We start from the raw sequence: 17,452 nt of genomic DNA on the forward strand, positions 1-17,452 counted from the left end.
GCCGACGACTGGACTCAAGTTTCTAAGCGAACGATAAGAGCAATAAGAAGCAGAAAGAGCAGCAAGAAGCAGGCCGCCGGGCCTTAACATCAAGCCTCGATCGATGATGCAAATTAGTCTCTGGAAAATCAGAGAGATGACGATTCGCCGTTCTTAGACACAGCAATCAACGCATTTCGCCAAGAACAGTTTGTCTTCGGATGTCTTGATCGAGCGCAAGGACGAGAGACAAGATGTCACATCATGCTACGCGTGCGTCATCGGAGCGCATGTTGGAAGCCGTGACGGCTCTATCTTGAAAGGGTGCCTGAAAACCCGGCTAATGGTCAAGAGCCACAGCCAAGTCTAGCAGTTGGAAAGGATTGAGGGAGTCATCTGGGCCGAGAGAGCGGGAAGCGGAGCATCATTGCTCGGCGCCTCTGCTGAGTGGCTCAAATCCCAGCATCACGTACTCAATCATTCTTCGAGCGATTTCTCGTTCTCCCATAATGACTCGTTGGGCGCCGTGCTTCGTGAGATATTCGACTTCGGCGTCGGAGTGCGCGCGTGCCACAATCGATAGCGATGGATTCAGTGATCGGGCTCGCTCGATTGCGTGTCCGGCTTCAAACACATTGGGGATGGCACTGATCAGGAGGCCGGCATCAGAAAGGCCGGCTGTCTCCAACACCCCTGCCTCACTCGCTTGGCCGAGAATCGCCGGCATTCCGTCAGTATTAAGGCGAGCGACGATGGAGGCATCGGTTTCGATGACGACCACGGATCGATTTGCTCCTCGTAGAGCAGCGCTCACGATCTGACCGACACGCCCATGCCCGATCAGGACGACGTGGCCTTTCTCGATGCCGTCTCGTTCCAGTTCAGAGGCAGATGTGGAAACCTGGGGTTGAAGGCGAGACAGCAGGGCAAACAGGAAGGGGTTCATCATGATGGACAAAATTGCGCCTGCCAAAATCACATCTCGTCCTTGGGACGACAGCACGCCGAGCGTCACGCCGAGTTGCGCGAGCATAAAGGCAAACTCTCCAATCTGAGCCAGGCTGGCAGAAATCGTCAGCGCAATCCGTTTGGAATAGCCAAACATCAGCACGATTAACCATGAGGCCGACGACTTGCCGAGGACGATAATGAGGAGCGTGGCCGCCACTGCCCAGGGATGGGTGATGAGGATTCGCGGATCAAAGAGAATCCCGACGGATACGAAGAATAACACCGCAAACGCATCTCGGAGCGGAAGGGTGTCGGCCGCCGCCCGGTGACTGAGTTCGGATTCGTTGAGGATAAGGCCAGCAAAAAATGCGCCAAGTGCGAAGGATACGTTGAACAGCGCTGCGGAGCCGAACGCAAGACCGAGGGCGATGCTGAGAATGGCCAGCGTGAACAATTCGCGTGAACCAGTCTGCGCGACGCGATGCAGCGCCCAAGGGATGAATCGTTTGCCGATGACGATCATCAGCGCGACAAATACGCCCATCTTGACGAGCGTGGTCGCAACCGCAGCGGCGAGTGATGCCAATGACGGAGATCCTCCGCCCGTGGCGTTGAGTGCGCCTGCCAGAGCCGGCACGATGAGCAACAAGACGACCATGGCGATGTCTTCGACGACGAGCCATCCCACCGCAATGCGCCCTTCTTGGGAGTTCACCAAATGTCTGTCTTCGAGTGCGCGCAGGAGCACGACTGTACTGGCAGTGGACAGTGCAAGTCCGAACATGACCGCCGCCCCGTGAGTCCACCCCAATCCGTAATGGGCGAGCGCCCAACCCAGAATGGTGGCGCTGAGAATTTGGACCACAGCTCCTGGCACCGCAATTTTCCTTACGCCCCAGAGGTCCTTGATGGAAATATGCAGGCCGACGCCGAACATCAGAAGAATCACGCCGACGTCAGCGAGTTCTTGGGCCAATCCGGAATCCGCGACAAAACCGGGTGTGAAGGGTCCGATCACGATGCCCGCAAGCAAAAAACCGACAAGCGGGGCAATGCCCATACGTTTGGCGGCCATTCCGAAGACAAAGGCCGTGACAAACGCTCCGACGAGCATGGGAATGAGATGGTGAGTTTCCATAGGTACAGATTGGCCGAAGCCGTCCATCCATTTGTTATGAATCGAGTGCCGCCTATCTATAACCTGCTGCTGGTCTTGAGGCAACTGAAGACAGGAAAGGTCTTTAGCATACTCAGTACGCAGAGGTCACTCAGGACGGAAGATGCGGGGTTTCATCGTCGGGCAGAGATGTCGCCCGGTATGCAAGATCATCCGTCAGGCGTTGACGGTTTCCGCCTGATGAGGGTTCACGATCACGCGGCCGCTGAACCAGAGAGTCGCCACACCCAAAACGAACAGCACCAAGCCAATTCCGCCCACACTGATGTATTCGTCGAATTGTTCTGTCAGCCAGCCGAAGAACGTCATGCCAGCCATCGACGTCGCTGTTGCGATTGCCGTGTAGATGGCCATGACGCGCCCCACCATCTCGGCCGGGGCAATTTCTTGAATCAAACCCCACGCGATCGGTGTCCACGTTCCGAAGCCAATCCCGATGATGCCCATAAGCAGCATCGCAACTGGCAGATCTCGGGACCAGAGTAGTCCCCAGAGTGCTGCGGTGGCGATCATGCTCGAAATTGCCACTGCCCGGACACGCATGCGGATGCGCCATTTTGTCAAAAAGACGAGCCACAATGAGGCCACAAGCAGACCGATTCCAAGACAGGACCAGATATAGCCAATCTCGATCGGTCCTACGCCGAGCATCTTTTTGCCGAATACCGGGAACAGTGTGGTGAACGCGCCTGTTCCAAAGGTGTACAGCGAGGCCAACAGAATGAGTATCAAGATAGTCCGCTGCGTGAAGAGGGAGTAGCGGAGCCCTTCCGTCATGTCGCCCAGCAAGGCGGTCGCCCAGTGCATTCGCGTACGAGCGCCGCGTGACGTATCAGGAAACCGGATTGGTATCAGACAGAGCGCCGAGGCGAGATAGGTCACCGCATTGATGCAGAGCACGTCCTGCGATCCCGAAAAAGCGATGCCTGCGCCGCTTAACGCAGGTCCGATGATGATGCCGATGCTTGTGGTGCTTTGAAGCAATGCATTGGCCGCGGTGAAGCGTGGACGATCGACGAGAAACGGAACCGAGGAGGACAAGGCCGGCACGAACATCGCTGTGGCAATCCCGTACAGAAAGACGAGCAAGTACAGCATCTCGACAGTGAAGAATTCGACCGACAATGCACAGGGGATGACGCCGATCAACAGCGCGCGCGCCACGTCGCTGCCGATCAGGATGGCTTTCTTCGGAAGGCGATCGACGGTGACGCCGATCAAGGGGCCCAGCACGATGGGCGGGAGAGTCTGAAGTAATCCGATGATGCTGGTCTTCAATGCCGAACCGGTGACCGAATACACAAACCACAACAGTGCGAGCCGGCTCACGCCATCCGCGACCTGCGAGAGGATCTGACTCCACCAAATCAGAGCAAAATCCCGTGAGAGGAGCCATTTGCGTGTACCGGCGCCAGGAGACGTGCTGGTGTCCAGTGTGGAAGTCAGAGGTATTCCGGGGTGAGGCTAGCCAAGTGCAAAGTCTGCGCGCTGATCCGGTATGCATGCCGGGAATGCTGTTTCTTCGGTGGATAACGACCTTGTGTCATGGTCAGGCTGCTGCCGCGTGCGTCCGTACGGTTGGAGTGCCAAGAGATTGTCGCGGGAAACGGGCTGCCACGCAAGCCGTTAACAGGAGGACCAAGCCGAGCCCAATAAGGCTCGCGGCAGGCCCGATCGCATCTGCTATCCAGCCGAAGCTCGACATCCCTACCATCGCTGCCGCCATGGAACCGGTGCTGAAGGTTGTAAAGACTCGGCCCATCAGATGCTCAGGGGTAATTTCCTGTAGTAATGCCCATACGACCGGATTTAGAACTGCGGCACCGGCTCCAACCATGATTACGAAGCCGCCTGCGATCAGCGGTGATTCTAGCAGGCTTAGGCTGCAAACGGCCATTCCGCCCACCGTCGTGCCGCCGACGAGAATCTGCATCCGGCTCCGCACATCGTTATTTCTACGCATGGCCAACCATGAGGATGCGCCAAGCATGCCTACTCCCAGCGCAGACCAGAGCCATCCAAGCTGAACCGGGCCGACGTGCAGGGACTCTTTCGCATAGACCGGCAGAACAAACACGAATGCGCTCGCCCCGAGATTGTAAAGAGCGGAAATAATGACCAGGACGAAGACGGTCGAATGGTCGCGGAAGACGAATCGGAAACCGATAGCGAGATCGTTCAAAATGGAAGACGTCGAGGCGGCTTCCCGCGCCCCGACCTTCTCGTCGCTCCGGATTGGTATGAGGCAGAGAGCAGAGATAAAGAACGTGACCGCGTTTACATAGAGTACATGCTGGGCCCCTATCAGCGCGATTAAGATACCGCTGACGGCGGGTCCGAGCAATGTCCCGATGTTATTCGTGCTTTGTATCAATGCATTCGCGGATACGAGTTCACGGCGCCGCACCAAGAGAGGGACCGCAGAACTCAGTGCGGGGCCGAACACCGTGGACACCATGGACGTTAAGAAGATCAGCACGAACAAACCCTCTAGGCTGAGCAAGTCCAGTCCATACAGTGCCGGTATCAGCAGTGTGAGCACGGTTCGGATCAAATCCACCCATACCATCACGATTTTCTTGGGAAGGCGGTCCAAGTACACACCGATGACGGGGCCAAAGACCAACGGCGGGATCGTCTGAAGCAAGCCGACCACAGCGAGCATGAGCGCTGATCCGGTCAGCTCATAGACAAACCACAATAGTGCAACCTTATTAAGACCCTCTCCAACCTGAGACGTGACTTGTCCCCACCAGAGCAAACCAAAATCGCGAGTCCTGATCAACCTCCATCCTCTGCCATCCGATTCAGTTGATTGAACGTCCGTTGATTCGGGATTTTGTTTCGATTCATGGGTGTTCATTCAGCCACCGTCTCAATTCTTATTAGGGGTAATGTAAATCCTATGATCTCCCTTTAAGCAATTGATAGACCAGACGGGCTCTCGCACCGAGATAACCAAACCCATGAATTTATAAGGATCATCAAGAGGCAAGCGTTTGAAGGGGTCTTTCGAAAATATTTCCGGGAGACAATTGAGCCACAGTCTGAGACAAGCTGTCCTGGTCGCGACTGCTCAAACTGACGGAAGGCGGTTCTGGGGTGAGGTGTTATGAACGAGCGTCTCGTGCAGTCGACCATCGTGTCGCCTTATAGATGAGAAAGAGATTAACCCATAAAGAAAGATCCTATTTCGGTTCTGATATGCCGGCATGAAATTGAGAGTGGCCGATTATTTGAATCAAGTGCGTTGACGTTTTGGTCTCCGAGTATTTAAACCGCCCAACTCCGGATTGTGCCAACCTCTCTCCGGCTCGACGCCCTGATCTCTACCAACTGGGCCCCAACTGCCTCGCTTATAAGGAAGGACTTTGGAGTGGCGCTTCAATACGGGATCAACGACGGCCCATGCGGCCTCGACTGCATCCTGGCGGGTGAAGAGCGCGTTATCGCCCAATAAGGCATCCCCTAAGAGGCGTTCATATGGCCCTTCTTCTCCCGGGTGTTCATCCAACAGATACAGTTCCTGCTGATCCCCGACAAACTCATGCCCCGGCCGTTTCGTGCGCGCCGCCAGCGCGACGGCGGTCCTCGGCGAAAGCCGAAAGCGGAGATAGTTGGTCCGCTCCGCAGACAGCGTAGAATCCGAGAAGAGTTTTTGAGGCGGATCTTTCAACTCCACGAGTACTTCGGCGGCCGTTTCTGCCAAACATTTTCCTGAACGGAGGTACCAGGGCACGCCGTCCCATCTCCAAGAATCGATAAATAGGCGAACCGCACAATAGGTTTCCACGTTCGATCCTTTAGCCACTCCTGGCTCGAGGCGATACCCCGCATATTGACCTCGCACGACGTCCCTGGGCTTCAGGGAACGCATGGCCTGGAATACCTTGGCCTTCTCACTGTGGATCGCGGCATAGCCCTGATAGGCAGGAGGCTCCATGGCCAGCAATGCCACAACTTGCAACAGATGATTCTGAATCACGTCCCGAAGACAGCCGGCACTTTCGTAGAATGCACCGCGGGTTTTTACACCGAACGCCTCGCTCAACGTGAGCTGTACCCCGGCGATGTAGTTGCGATTCCAGATCGGCTCAAGGAAGGAGTTGGCAAAGCGAAAATAGAGAATGTTCATGATCGCTTCCTTCCCGAGGTAGTGATCAATGCGAAAAATCGAACTCTCCGGGAAGACGGATTGGGCGGTACGGTTGAGCGCTTGCGCTGAGGCAAGATCCCGCCCGAATGGTTTTTCTACGATCAGACGTGCCTCGTTTGCGAGACCTGCCGCTCCCAATCCCTGAATGACCGTCGCAAACAAGGTGGGGGGAATGGCGAGATAATGCGCGGGACGCGAGGCCGATCTGAGTTCCCGTTTGATGGCCGCGAAGGTGGTTTCATCACGATAGTCACCTTTCACATAGCGCAGCAGCGAAAGGAGACGACGGAAAGCCTGGTGATCCGTTACGCCTCCCGCAGCATCGATACTGTGCCGCACATGCTTTGTTAACCGATCTACATTCCATTCGGACGAGGCTACGCCAATAATCGGAATATCAAGATGGCCGCGGATGACCATGGCATAGAGAGAGGGGAAAATCATTTTATGGACCAAATCTCCGCTCACTCCAAACAGAACTAACGCGTCTGATGGCATCACGCGGTCGGTGTTCACTCCCATAGCGACAACCTCCAATTTTCCTGTGCGATGGATTACTATGGCGGTCTACAGACCCGCTCCGTCCTGACTTCTCGGCATTCTAGACTAAGCCAGGCGAGGCTCAAAGATGTCGATCGACCTACTCGATGCGTCACCTTGATCCAGCCGGGTTCCAGGGGCTGGAATAGCATACCGAGCGCATGCATTCTAGAGCGATGAAGTTGGACGTGGACCGATTGACGCAGCGGGCAAAGAAAGCTCTGTCCAAGGCGGGATTGCTCGACAATCCCCGCAAAGTATACGAACTCGTCAGTTCAGGAGAAATTTGCTATCTGTCAAACGTGGGAGCGAAAACCTATATGGAACTCTGCCGGTATTTTGGAATTCGCAATGATTCTAAACATCCGGTTCGACAATTCAAGCCGCTCAATCCGGTCTACCTCAATCAATGTATCAATTATCTCCAGGGTCATGGCTACAGAGTCATCAAACCCAATCGTCGTCGCAAGAAGGGAACGACCCCGTAATCGCCATGATGTTTGTTGGAATGGCAGGAGCATCTCTCGAGATAGACGGTACTCATATTTTCTAAACTGTAGCCGGTGTTCCGTATCCGTCTGGCGCCTCATGGAAAGAGAGTCAACCTCAAAGATTCCGGGTCGATGGGGCCGAGGTCATACGCGTAGCCACACTATTCGCTCAAGTTATCCCAGTCACAATAACGCTGGAAAATGAATACTGATCAGTGGGGAATAGACGGGAAGTATGTGGATGCGGGGGGAGAGATACGCACGGTTTCGAGCCAGGCCATCGATAGAATCAGGCAGACGATGGGGAAGCCGCCCGATCCTGAAGCATTCTTTTACGATGCGCCGGTACGGGTTGTCCGGCAGGGGATGCGTATCACGCTTCCCGAGCCGGCGGACTTGCGATTGGAAGACGGCTCTGTCGTCGTTGTAACCGATCATCTCCCCGATACGGTTCCCATCGGCTATCACGATCTCATCGCCGCATCCGGACATCATTCTCCTGTTCGCTTGATCGTCACTCCAGGCCGGTGCCATTTACCGGTGGGTCTACGAACGTGGGGTTGGAATGCTCAGGTGTATGCGGCGCGAAGCCGCACGAGCTGGGGAATTGGCGACCTGGCCGATTTGCGCCGTTTGGCTCGATGGTCGCAAGATCTCGGGGCAGGAATGGTACTCGTCAACCCTTTGGATGCTCCACTGCCGGTCGTCCCTCAGGAGGCCAGTCCCTATTCACCCTCTAGTCGCCGTTTCCTCAACCCTATGTATCTGCGGGTCGAAGACATGCCAGGCGCCGCATTCCTGGGGAAAGATCTTCAGCGCCTGGTGACTGCCGGACATGCGCTCAATCAAGATCGGCACATCGACCGTGACCAGGTCTTCAAGCTCAAGCAGCAGGCTTTTCAATTGCTCTGGTCGCGATTCACCGGAAACCCAGAATTTGATGCGTTTCGTGCGGAGGGGGGAAGGACTTTGAACGAGTTCGCGGTATTCTGCGTGTTGACCGAGAACCATGGCACCAATTGGCGGCGATGGCCGGCTGCGTTCAGAAATCCTGCATCCGAGGAGGTTCTGCGTTTTGCGAAGACGCATCAGGACCGTGTGCGCTTCCATGAATGGCTCCAGTGGCAACTGCATGATCAATTGTTGGCCGCCAGCCGGTATATTCCTCTGATGCATGATCTTCCGATCGGATTTTCATCCGATGGGGCGGATGCGTGGGTTTGGCAGGATCTCATTGCCCAAGGCATGACGGTCGGCGCACCGCCGGATCTCTACAACACAGAGGGTCAGGATTGGGGCCTGCCCCCTTTTGTGCCCCACAAACTGCGGAAGGCGGCGTACAAGCCTTTTATCCAGACGATCCGTAGCGCGCTCCGGTTTGGAGGAGGTCTCCGAATCGATCATGTCATGGGGTTGTTCCGACTTTGGTGGGTGCCGGATTCCGCCAAAGCCAGCGAGGGTGCCTACGTGCGCTATCCGGTGGATGAGCTATTGGCGATCTTGGAGGTCGAGAGTGAACGCGCGAAAGCCGTGATCGTCGGTGAAGACCTCGGAACGGTGGAGCCCGGAGTCAGGGAGAAACTGAGCGGCCACAATGTGCTCTCCTATCGGGTGTTCTGGTTTGAAGAAGAGGCACCCTCATCCTATCCTGAGAAAGCGCTTGCCGCGGTTACGACTCACGATCTCCCAACATTAGCCGGCGTCTGGACCGGAGCCGACTTCACGACGCAACAGAGTCTCGGGTTGAATCCCGATCAGCATGCGAGCGAGCGATTTCGAGATAAGCTACTCCAGACCACCGGCCTTGAAGCCGATGCCGATGTCACTCAGGCCATTACCAAAACGATTGAGCAATTGGCTGACGCGCCCTCTGCCATAGTCATGGCGATGATGGAAGCAGTCTGTGTGGTGAGCGAGCGGCCCAATATGCCGTCCGCGGCAGGCAAGTATCCCAATTGGTCGTTGGCGCTTCCACTTCCACTGGAAGACATCGAGGCATCGGAGCATCCACGCAGGCTCGCGGGGATCCTCAACCTGAGAAAGGTAAAACCACCCTCAGCATCCTGACAATCAGGATTCAGAAATCGGCCAGGGTATCAGCGTTCCTAGCTCCGCGTGATTCCATGCGCGCGCATCTGTTGGAGCATGGGATCGTAAGAAGTTTCCATGGCGGCGTGAATGGCCGCTGCATCCAATTCACTCGTTGTGAAGCTTTCGTATCCCAAGAAGAAGTGATGGCAAGCCAATCATGCATGCGGATTCCAGCGCATAGGGCACCTGCTGCGTCGTTGCCCAACCAATCGCGATGTCTGAGTCCTCATGAGCAATATGCTTCACGCTTGCCGGGCATGTCTGAATGGTGTCTACCGTGTTTGGAGATTGGTTGAAATTGATGGCGAGTGGTGCGCTCAGCTTATGTGCCCAACCTCATCGTGGATGGCAGCGGGGGAAGACCAAAAATATTCAGTGGCGTAAGGAATCGTTTTATCCGTAATATTTTCTGATCCGGCATTGATGCCCTCAGACAAATGCCGGCCTTTGATGGAGGGTCTAGGCCCATGCTGCGACAATCGCGTGTCATGCTCGTCGACGATGATCTGGAAACCGTCAAGATGATTCAGGAGGTCCTCATCAAGGAAGGCTATGAAGTCGAGACTGCAAACGAAGCCGAATCGGCGCTGCGTCGCCTGACGGAGTGGCAACCGGAACTTCTCATCACCGACATTCACATGCCTGGAATGGATGGGCTGGCCTTGCTGGAAACAGTCCGTCAAAAGAGTCCTGATGTGCTCGTGATTTTGTTGACTGCCTTCGGATCGTTGAAGACGGCCGTGGACGCCATCAAAGCGGGGGCGTTCGATTATCTGAGCAAGCCATTCATCGTCGAAGACATCCGGCTTGTGGTCCGGCGGGCTCTCGAGCATAAAAAACTATTGAAGGAGAATCGCTCGTTACGGGATCAGTTGCGGCAGCGCTACTCGCTCGACAACCTGGTCGGGAGCAGTCCGGGCATGGTGACGGTGTATAAAACTGTCGCTCGTGTGGCCAAGACTGATAGTACAGTTTTGATTCAAGGTGAAAGCGGGACGGGCAAGGAGTTGATCGCGCGTGCCATTCATGCCAACAGCCCTAGGAGCAGCGGTCCGTTCATTCCGATCGACACAGGGTCATTGGCAGAGTCGCTGCTCGAATCTGAGCTGTATGGCCATGAGCGCGGAGCTTTTACGGGCGCAGTGTCGATGAAGAAAGGACTGCTCGAGCAGGCGCACCAAGGAACCTGCTTCCTGGACGAAATAGCCGACCTGTCTCCCGTCGTCCAAAGCAAATTGCTTCGGACGCTTCAGGAGCGTGAGGTTCGCCGCGTTGGCAGCAATGTCACTCAAACCTTGGACGTCCGGATCATTGCTGCGACAAAAAAGGATTTGAAACCCCTGGTGGCGGCGGGCAAGTTTCGAGAAGATCTGTTTTATCGATTGGAAGTCGTCACCATTACCCTGCCCCCGTTACGAGAGCGCATTGACGACATCGCTCCGCTTAGCCAGTTTTTCGTGGATAAATTGGGCCGAACAAAGGAGCGCCCTGTCAGCGGACTGTCGCCGGAGACCCTTAAGCTGTTGAAAAATTATTCGTGGCCCGGGAATGTCAGAGAACTCGAGCATGTGGTCGAACGCGCTATCGCGCTCACGCCCCATCCCGTCCTCCTTCCGGAGGATCTACCCGACGCGGTCCGCGTGGCGACTGTACAAGAGCATGCGCAAGCTCGCGGCTGGACTACGTTGGAACAGTTGGAAAAAGAACATATCCAGCGTGTTCTCGATGCCCATCAACAGGACCACGGGCAGGCCTCCGCCATATTGGGCATTCACCGGAAGACATTGCTTCGAAAAATTCGATCCTACGGCCTTAGCGAGCGGGGATCCGCCATTTCCCAGTAATACCTATCGTATCAGAGGAAGCGTTGATGTTCTGCACGGCACCATCTCATAAACATACGGGACGGGCAGGCTCCGACGAAACGTGAACTCCCACAAAGAAGCCATTTCCTCGCCATCCTAGAGATTTTCTGGTCCGCCGCATCAGGTCGGCTTGAGCTACGCGGGGAGCCTGCCTCAGGCAGGACTGGCTGGCGATATCCCTAATCCTTCTATCCATCATGCGGCTCGAGAATCTCCGTTGAAGACCGGGCATCGCTACCGTTACCATAGGCCTGTGATCGACCGCAAACTGGCTATGGCGTAACCCATCGAAAAATGGGATGGTGAGGAAAAAACGACGGCGATTGCTGATTGCGCACCACGTTTGATTGCATAAGAATCGTAAGCGCACGATGGAGGAGTGTTCCTCTAGGTCTCCAAAATAACATTCAAATCTCATGCATAAAATAATATTGTGACTCAGCGCCAGGGCCTCCAGCCACCGATGGACGGGGAATCCTTATCCAGGCTTTGCTGCACCGCATGTGACGCTCAAATTGTTCAGTGGAACGGGATACACGGTTTCACCTAGATAGGACCAACGACTAAGGGAGATTTTGTGTATACGGCAGAACGGCCTTTTGTATTCATGGAATGTTCGGAATTACGGGAGATACTCGGAGAAGAAGCCGAAGATGAACGTCGGCTGGCTGAGTTGCTCGAATCTGTCCCTCTCGATTCCATCTATTTTCACACCCATAGTTATTTACTACGGCATAGCTATGTGGAACGGCCTTATCCCAATGATTTTGCGCAGTGGGTTGCCATGGAAGTTCGGGACCATGTACTGGGCGAAAGACTCGCCGTGGTCGATCCGTTTGAATTCTCGGAATTGGAAGCCTTGCGGGGAGAACTCATCTCGATTATCGATGACCACCTCTCGCGCATGCCGATCGTTCCGCGGGTCATTTTTGGAGAGCCGTTTCATTTTAATAAATCTCGCATTCTCCAGGTGCCGACCGGCATTGCGGCCAAGACATTGCAGGAATTTCGAAATGCCTTGGGCGAGGTTGAGGTAAGCGCAATCTATTTCCATGTCTTCGAATCGCGTCATCGCCTGCATCAGGATGACAGCGATTTTGCCACGTGGATTGACAAGTGCCTCGGCATGCCGGACCTTGCGAACAGGTTTCGGTCCATTAATCCATATTTGGGCAGTCTCGAACGGTTACGGTCGGCACTCCTCACGGCCTGCGACGATGTACTCAGCCGTGAGCCGCAGACTTGAGGAAGAAGAGATGGCGGTGGTGATGACGGATCCAACCTGGTTCAAAGACGCGGTATTCTATGAACTGCACGTCAAAGCCTTTTGTGACAGCAATGACGATGGGATCGGAGACTTCCGAGGCTTGATCGGGAAATTGGACTACATCGAATGGTTGGGAGTGAACTGTATCTGGCTGCTCCCATTCTTTCCGTCGCCGCTGCGTGATGACGGCTACGATGTTTCGAATTACAGGGACATTTTCCCCGACTACGGCTCGATGGCAGATTTTCGGGAGTTCCTGGACGAAGCGCATCGCAGAGGGATGCGAGTGATCGCTGATCTTGTGCTCAACCATACATCGGATCAACATGCCTGGTTTCAATCTGCTCGTAGCTCACCGCAATCGCCGACCCGAGACTATTATGTCTGGAGCGACACTGATAAGCGGTATGAAAAGGCACGCATCATCTTTATCGACACGGAAAAATCCAATTGGACATGGGATCCTGTCGCCAACGCGTACTATTGGCATCGGTTCTTCAGCCATCAGCCCGATTTGAACTACGGCAACCCCGAGTTACGGAACGCCATGCTGGACGTGATGTCCTTTTGGCTGGAACAGGGACTCGATGGGTTTCGATGCGATGCGGTGCCATATCTGTTTGAGCGCGAGGGGACGATCTGCGAGAATCTGCCGGAAACCCATACGTATCTCAAAGAAGTCCGCAAACGGATCGATACGGCCTATCAAGGGCGAATCCTGCTGGCTGAAGCCAACCAATGGCCGGCAGACGTACGCCCATATTTTGGCGACGGTGACGAATTTCACATGGCGTTTCATTTTCCGTTGATGCCCAGATTATTTATGGGTTTGCGAAGCGAGGATTGGCATCCGATCGTCGATATGTTCACCCATACGCCGCCCATACCGGAGAATTGCCAATGGTGCCTCTTCCTCCGGAATCACGATGAACTGACATTGGAGATGTGCGCCGGTGAGGAACGAGATTACATGTACTACGCCTACGCACGTGATCCTCAGATGAGGCGGAATATCGGCATCGCCAGACGCTTGGCGCCCCTGCTGGACAATGACCGCCGCAAGATCGAACTGCTCAATAGTCTGGTCTTCACATTGCCGGGAAGTCCGATCATCTATTACGGCGACGAAATCGGCATGGGCGACAACGTGCACCTCGGAGACCGTAATGGCGTCCGTACACCCATGCAGTGGACGGCGGATCGGAACGGAGGTTTTTCAAAGACTGACCCCGCGAAACTCTACCTGCCGGCGAATTCCGATTCGGTATATGGCTATCAGGGTACGAATGTCGAATCCCAACGTCAGGCACAGCACTCTCTCCTACAATGGATGAAACACATGATCGCCGTGCGAAGGAGGCAGCCTGCGTTTGGTCGCGGGACCATTACCTTTCTTCGCCCGCACACCGACAAGGTGCTGACCTATCTGCGTGAATACCGCGACACGACGTTATTGTTGGTGCACAACCTGGCGGGCTCGGCGCAGCCGGTGGAGTTGGACCTCTCACGGTTCGAAGGGATGGTGCCACATGAGCTTTTCGGTGATTCGCGGTTTCCAGTTATCGGCAAACAGACCTATGCGTTGAGTCTGGCTCCCTACGGCTTTTACTGGTTCAAGCTTCACCCCAAAGCGGTTTCGGATTCTTCCTACGGCATCGAAGGCAGTGTGATCTGACGAACCGGCAACGAGAGGAGCGCCAACGGTGGCCCGCGAACTGGACGAATATCGAGATTGTGCCCCCAAAGGAACGGTCGATTTCCTCTATCGACTAAGCGACGTGGTATCGGGACGCAAGTTTCTCCATGTCAGTGCTGTCCGCTACGGGAGCGGGATGGCTGAAATCCTGCGTCGGCTCGTGCCGATGATGAAGGCGTTGGGGGTTGACGCCCGGTGGGAGGTGTTGGCCGGCGATCAGGAGTTTTTCCGGGTCACCCGGCTTCTGGCAAATGCACTTCAGAGTCAGGACGAGCGTCTGACGGACCAAATGCAGGAAGTCTACCTTCGGATCAACCAGCGCAATGCCATGGCGCTCGATCTCGACGCGGACCTCGTCATGGTTCATGATCCTCAGCCTGCCGCGTTGATCGAATATCGAAAAGGCGGTAATTGGTTTTGGCGCTGCTACCTCGACGTGGGCACGCCGCGCCAACATGCGTGGAATTTTCTTCGGCGTTTTGTGGTCGCGTATGATGCCGCCATTTTTTCGTTGCCTGGGTTTGCCCACCGGCTGCCGATTCCCCAATTCCTGATCTATCCGTCCATCGACCCCTTGAGCGAGAAAAATCGGGAATTGAGCCGTGCAGAAATCAATGACGTGATGCAGCGTCTCGGCATTCCGCGGAATAAACCGATTTTGTTGCAACTTTCACGTTTCGAACGGTTTAAGGATCCGGTCGGGGCTATCACCGCCTATCGCTTGGTGAAAAAGCATCACGACTGTCGCGTGATCATCGCTGGGTCCGGCGTGACCCATGAGCCGGAAGGAGAAGCCGTGCTCGCTGAGATCCAGGAGGCCGCCGCGGAAGACCCGGATATCCATGTCCTCCAGTTGCCTCCCGAGGCCGATCTCGAGATCAACGCTCTTCAGCGCGCAGCGACTCTGATTTTTCAGAAGTCGGTAAAGGAAGGATTCAACGTCTCGGTGGCAGAAGCCATGTGGAAGGGCAAGCCGGTCATCGGCAGCACGGCCGGTGGCATTGCGGCACAGATCATAGATGGAACGACGGGCTATACGGTCCATTCGGTTGAAGGAGTGGCATTTAGAGCCAGATATCTCCTCAACAACCCGGGAGTCATTCAGCGCATGGGAGGAGCGGGGCGCGAGCATGTGAGGAGAAATTTTCTCATCACTCGAGACGTAAGCGATTTTTTGACCCTCATGCGGCTGTTCGCAAATCGATGACCGCCCGCGTATGGTGGTTTGCAATCCGACACTCGGAGCCTAAAGGAATCAGCAATGCCAGCCGCAGCGTGGGAGCAAATTCAAGAGCAGTATCCTGGTCTCGACAAGATCGACATTCTGATCGGCCTTCCGACCTTCAATCTCGCAGCCACGATTGAAACTGTCCTGAGCGCCATTCTGGAAGGTCTCGACCGGTGGTTTCCTCAGGCGTCGGTCATCATCGTCGCAGCCGATGGAGGATCGAAGGACGGCACGCCGGAACTGATCAAGCGCAGCATTGGAAATCGCCGTCCTGTCGCGGTGATTCCCGCTATCGCCAATGGGATGGTGGCCAATCCGTTCGCGATCAATCGATTGTCGTACTCCGGGATGCCCGCCCGGGAAGAATCATTCAGATCGCTCTTCATGATCGCCGAACAATCGCGGGCGCGAACCTGCATCTGTATCGACGGAGGCATCCGCTCCGTTATGCCGGATTGGGTGGAACTGCTTGCCAAGCCGGTATTGGAAAAGGATGCCGATTATGTCGCGCCGGTCTTCCGTCGGCAACGCTATGAGGGAAGTCTCACCAATGGACTTGTCGCACCATTGACCCGAGCGCTCTATGGTAAGCGGATCGCCGGTCAAGCTGGCGGAGCATATGGTTTCTCTGGAAAGCTAATCAGCCGCTGTGTGCAAAAAGATCTCTGGGAAGGCGAGGCTGCGCGGTTCAGCATTGACACGTGGTTGACCACGGTCGCCATCGCTGAAGGATTTAATGTCTGGCAAGCGTCGCTCGGATCCAAGATTCAAGATGTCAAGGCAAACGGTCTGGACGTATCAATGGTGCTGACGCAGGCGGTGGGTGCGGTCTTTCATTATATGGAGCGCTATCAGGATGTCTGGGAAAAACAAGCTGAGTCGAGCGCGGTTCCGGTCAGCGGGCCTCCGTTTGAAGTACGGGCTGAGGCGGTGACGATCAATACCGAGCGAATGGTGCAAGGATTTCAGCAGGGACTACGGGATTTGCTCCCGATCTGGGAAATCATTCTCGCCCCCGACACCTTGGAAGGCATCCTCGCGCTCGGATTGGCCGAGGAGGACGCGTTTACCTTTCCGCTCCCACTATGGGTTCAGACCGTCTACGACTTCGCGATCGCGTACCGCGAAAAGGTCATCCATCGAGACCACCTCCTCAAATCATTGACCCCGCTGTATCTCGGCCGGACTGCATCGCTGGTACTTGAAACAAGGGGGGCCGGAACGGAAGAGGTAGAACGGGCGGTGGAACACGGTTGCACGACCTTCGAGCGCATGAAGCCGTATCTGGTCGAGCGATGGAGGTTCCAATGAATGAAATGTGGCAGGAAGCGATGGTGGAAGGCTATCGGGAAATGATGCGGCGGGTTGCCCTATTCCTTCCGAAACTTATGGCGCTTCTGACGTTTCTGACCCTGGGGCTGATCGTCGGCGGAGTCATCAGAATGTTTCTGCAACGGGTCCTGAAAGCCGTCCATTTCGATGCCTTGTGTGAACGCATGGGAGCAGCTCCGGCGCTGAGAAGAGCCGGAGTGAAGCGTTCCCCGTCTCAACTGATCGGGCAACTCGCATTCTGGATCGTGTTCGTATTCTTCGCATTCATGGGAGTCGACGCGTTGGATCTCCCGGCCACCACCCATCTGATGAGCGCCATCGTAGGCTTCCTCCCCCATGTCATTGCGGCCGTGTTTGTCGCCCTTGTGGGTATCCTGCTGGCGAACTTCAGCGGCGAAGCCGTTCTGATCGCGGCCGTCAATGCTCAAATCCACGGGGCGAGATTGATCGCCACGCTGGTTCGGTGGGGCGTAATCATCTTCACAGCGGCAATGGTTCTCACCCAATTGGGCATTGCGAAAGAAATTGTGATCGCGGCGTTTTCGATCATATTCGGAGGGATTGTGCTCGCCATGGCCATTGCGCTGGGCTTGGGTGGGCGAATCATCGCACGAGAGGCGCTGGAACGGCGCTTGCGACGTGAGAAGGTGAACGATGAACTCACGCATATCTGATCTTG

At 55.4% G+C, this 17,452-nt stretch carries 12 protein-coding genes; 8 read left to right on the plus strand and 4 right to left on the minus strand.

All coding sequences use genetic code 11. From position 1 onward, the window contains the following. Window positions 1-403 precede the first annotated feature (403 nt). The 4 genes from ybaL to zwf all read right to left on the minus strand — a co-directional run bounded on the left by ybaL (window position 404) and on the right by zwf (window position 6,785). Window positions 404-2,068 (minus strand): YbaL family putative K(+) efflux transporter, encoded by a 1,665-nt coding sequence (ybaL, locus tag W02_RS13395; RefSeq protein ID WP_173048514.1) that lies wholly within the window; start codon window positions 2,066-2,068, stop codon window positions 404-406. A gap of 195 nt (window positions 2,069-2,263) precedes the next feature. Beyond that, window positions 2,264-3,436 (minus strand): MFS transporter, encoded by a 1,173-nt coding sequence (locus tag W02_RS13400; protein ID WP_232068541.1) that lies wholly within the window; start codon window positions 3,434-3,436, stop codon window positions 2,264-2,266. A 220-nt stretch (window positions 3,437-3,656) separates the two neighbouring features. After that, window positions 3,657-4,892, minus strand: a complete 1,236-nt coding sequence (locus W02_RS13405) for an MFS transporter (protein WP_232068542.1) — start codon at window positions 4,890-4,892, stop codon at window positions 3,657-3,659. A 456-nt stretch (window positions 4,893-5,348) separates the two neighbouring features. Then, entirely contained in the window at window positions 5,349-6,785 is a 1,437-nt protein-coding gene (gene zwf, locus W02_RS13410) for a glucose-6-phosphate dehydrogenase (RefSeq protein ID WP_173048518.1), read from the minus strand. A gap of 206 nt (window positions 6,786-6,991) precedes the next feature. Here zwf and W02_RS13415 point away from each other — a divergent pair, with 206 nt between their 5' ends. The 8 genes from W02_RS13415 (at window position 6,992) to W02_RS13450 (ending at window position 17,447) form a co-directional block, all read left to right on the plus strand. Next, entirely contained in the window at window positions 6,992-7,291 is a 300-nt protein-coding gene (locus tag W02_RS13415; protein WP_173048520.1) for a hypothetical protein, read from the plus strand. A 204-nt stretch (window positions 7,292-7,495) separates the two neighbouring features. After that, window positions 7,496-9,361 (plus strand): 4-alpha-glucanotransferase, encoded by a 1,866-nt coding sequence (gene malQ / locus W02_RS13420; protein ID WP_173048522.1) that lies wholly within the window; start codon window positions 7,496-7,498, stop codon window positions 9,359-9,361. Window positions 9,362-9,852: 491 nt separating this feature from the next. Next, window positions 9,853-11,229: a sigma-54 dependent transcriptional regulator gene (locus tag W02_RS13425; protein ID WP_232068543.1), complete on the plus strand. Its 1,377-nt coding sequence runs from the start codon at window positions 9,853-9,855 to the stop codon at window positions 11,227-11,229. 598 nt (window positions 11,230-11,827) lie between these two features. Beyond that, the gene (locus tag W02_RS13430; RefSeq protein WP_173048524.1) at window positions 11,828-12,496 is read left to right on the plus strand and encodes a DUF5752 family protein; all 669 of its coding nucleotides are present in this window, start codon (window positions 11,828-11,830) and stop codon (window positions 12,494-12,496) included. A 10-nt stretch (window positions 12,497-12,506) separates the two neighbouring features. Continuing rightward, complete coding sequence (gene treS, locus W02_RS13435; RefSeq protein ID WP_173051482.1) at window positions 12,507-14,192, plus strand: maltose alpha-D-glucosyltransferase; 1,686 nt, start codon at window positions 12,507-12,509, stop codon at window positions 14,190-14,192. A 28-nt stretch (window positions 14,193-14,220) separates the two neighbouring features. After that, window positions 14,221-15,420 (plus strand): glycosyltransferase, encoded by a 1,200-nt coding sequence (locus W02_RS13440; RefSeq protein ID WP_197742015.1) that lies wholly within the window; start codon window positions 14,221-14,223, stop codon window positions 15,418-15,420. A gap of 54 nt (window positions 15,421-15,474) precedes the next feature. Continuing rightward, window positions 15,475-16,752: a glycosyltransferase family A protein gene (locus W02_RS13445; RefSeq protein WP_173048526.1), complete on the plus strand. Its 1,278-nt coding sequence runs from the start codon at window positions 15,475-15,477 to the stop codon at window positions 16,750-16,752. Next, the gene (locus W02_RS13450; protein WP_173048528.1) at window positions 16,749-17,447 is read left to right on the plus strand and encodes a hypothetical protein; all 699 of its coding nucleotides are present in this window, start codon (window positions 16,749-16,751) and stop codon (window positions 17,445-17,447) included. The genes W02_RS13445 and W02_RS13450 overlap by 4 nt, the downstream gene beginning before the upstream one ends. Window positions 17,448-17,452 lie beyond the last annotated feature (5 nt).

The organism is Nitrospira sp. KM1 (genome assembly GCF_011405515.1).
Lineage (GTDB): Bacteria > Nitrospirota > Nitrospiria > Nitrospirales > Nitrospiraceae > Nitrospira_C.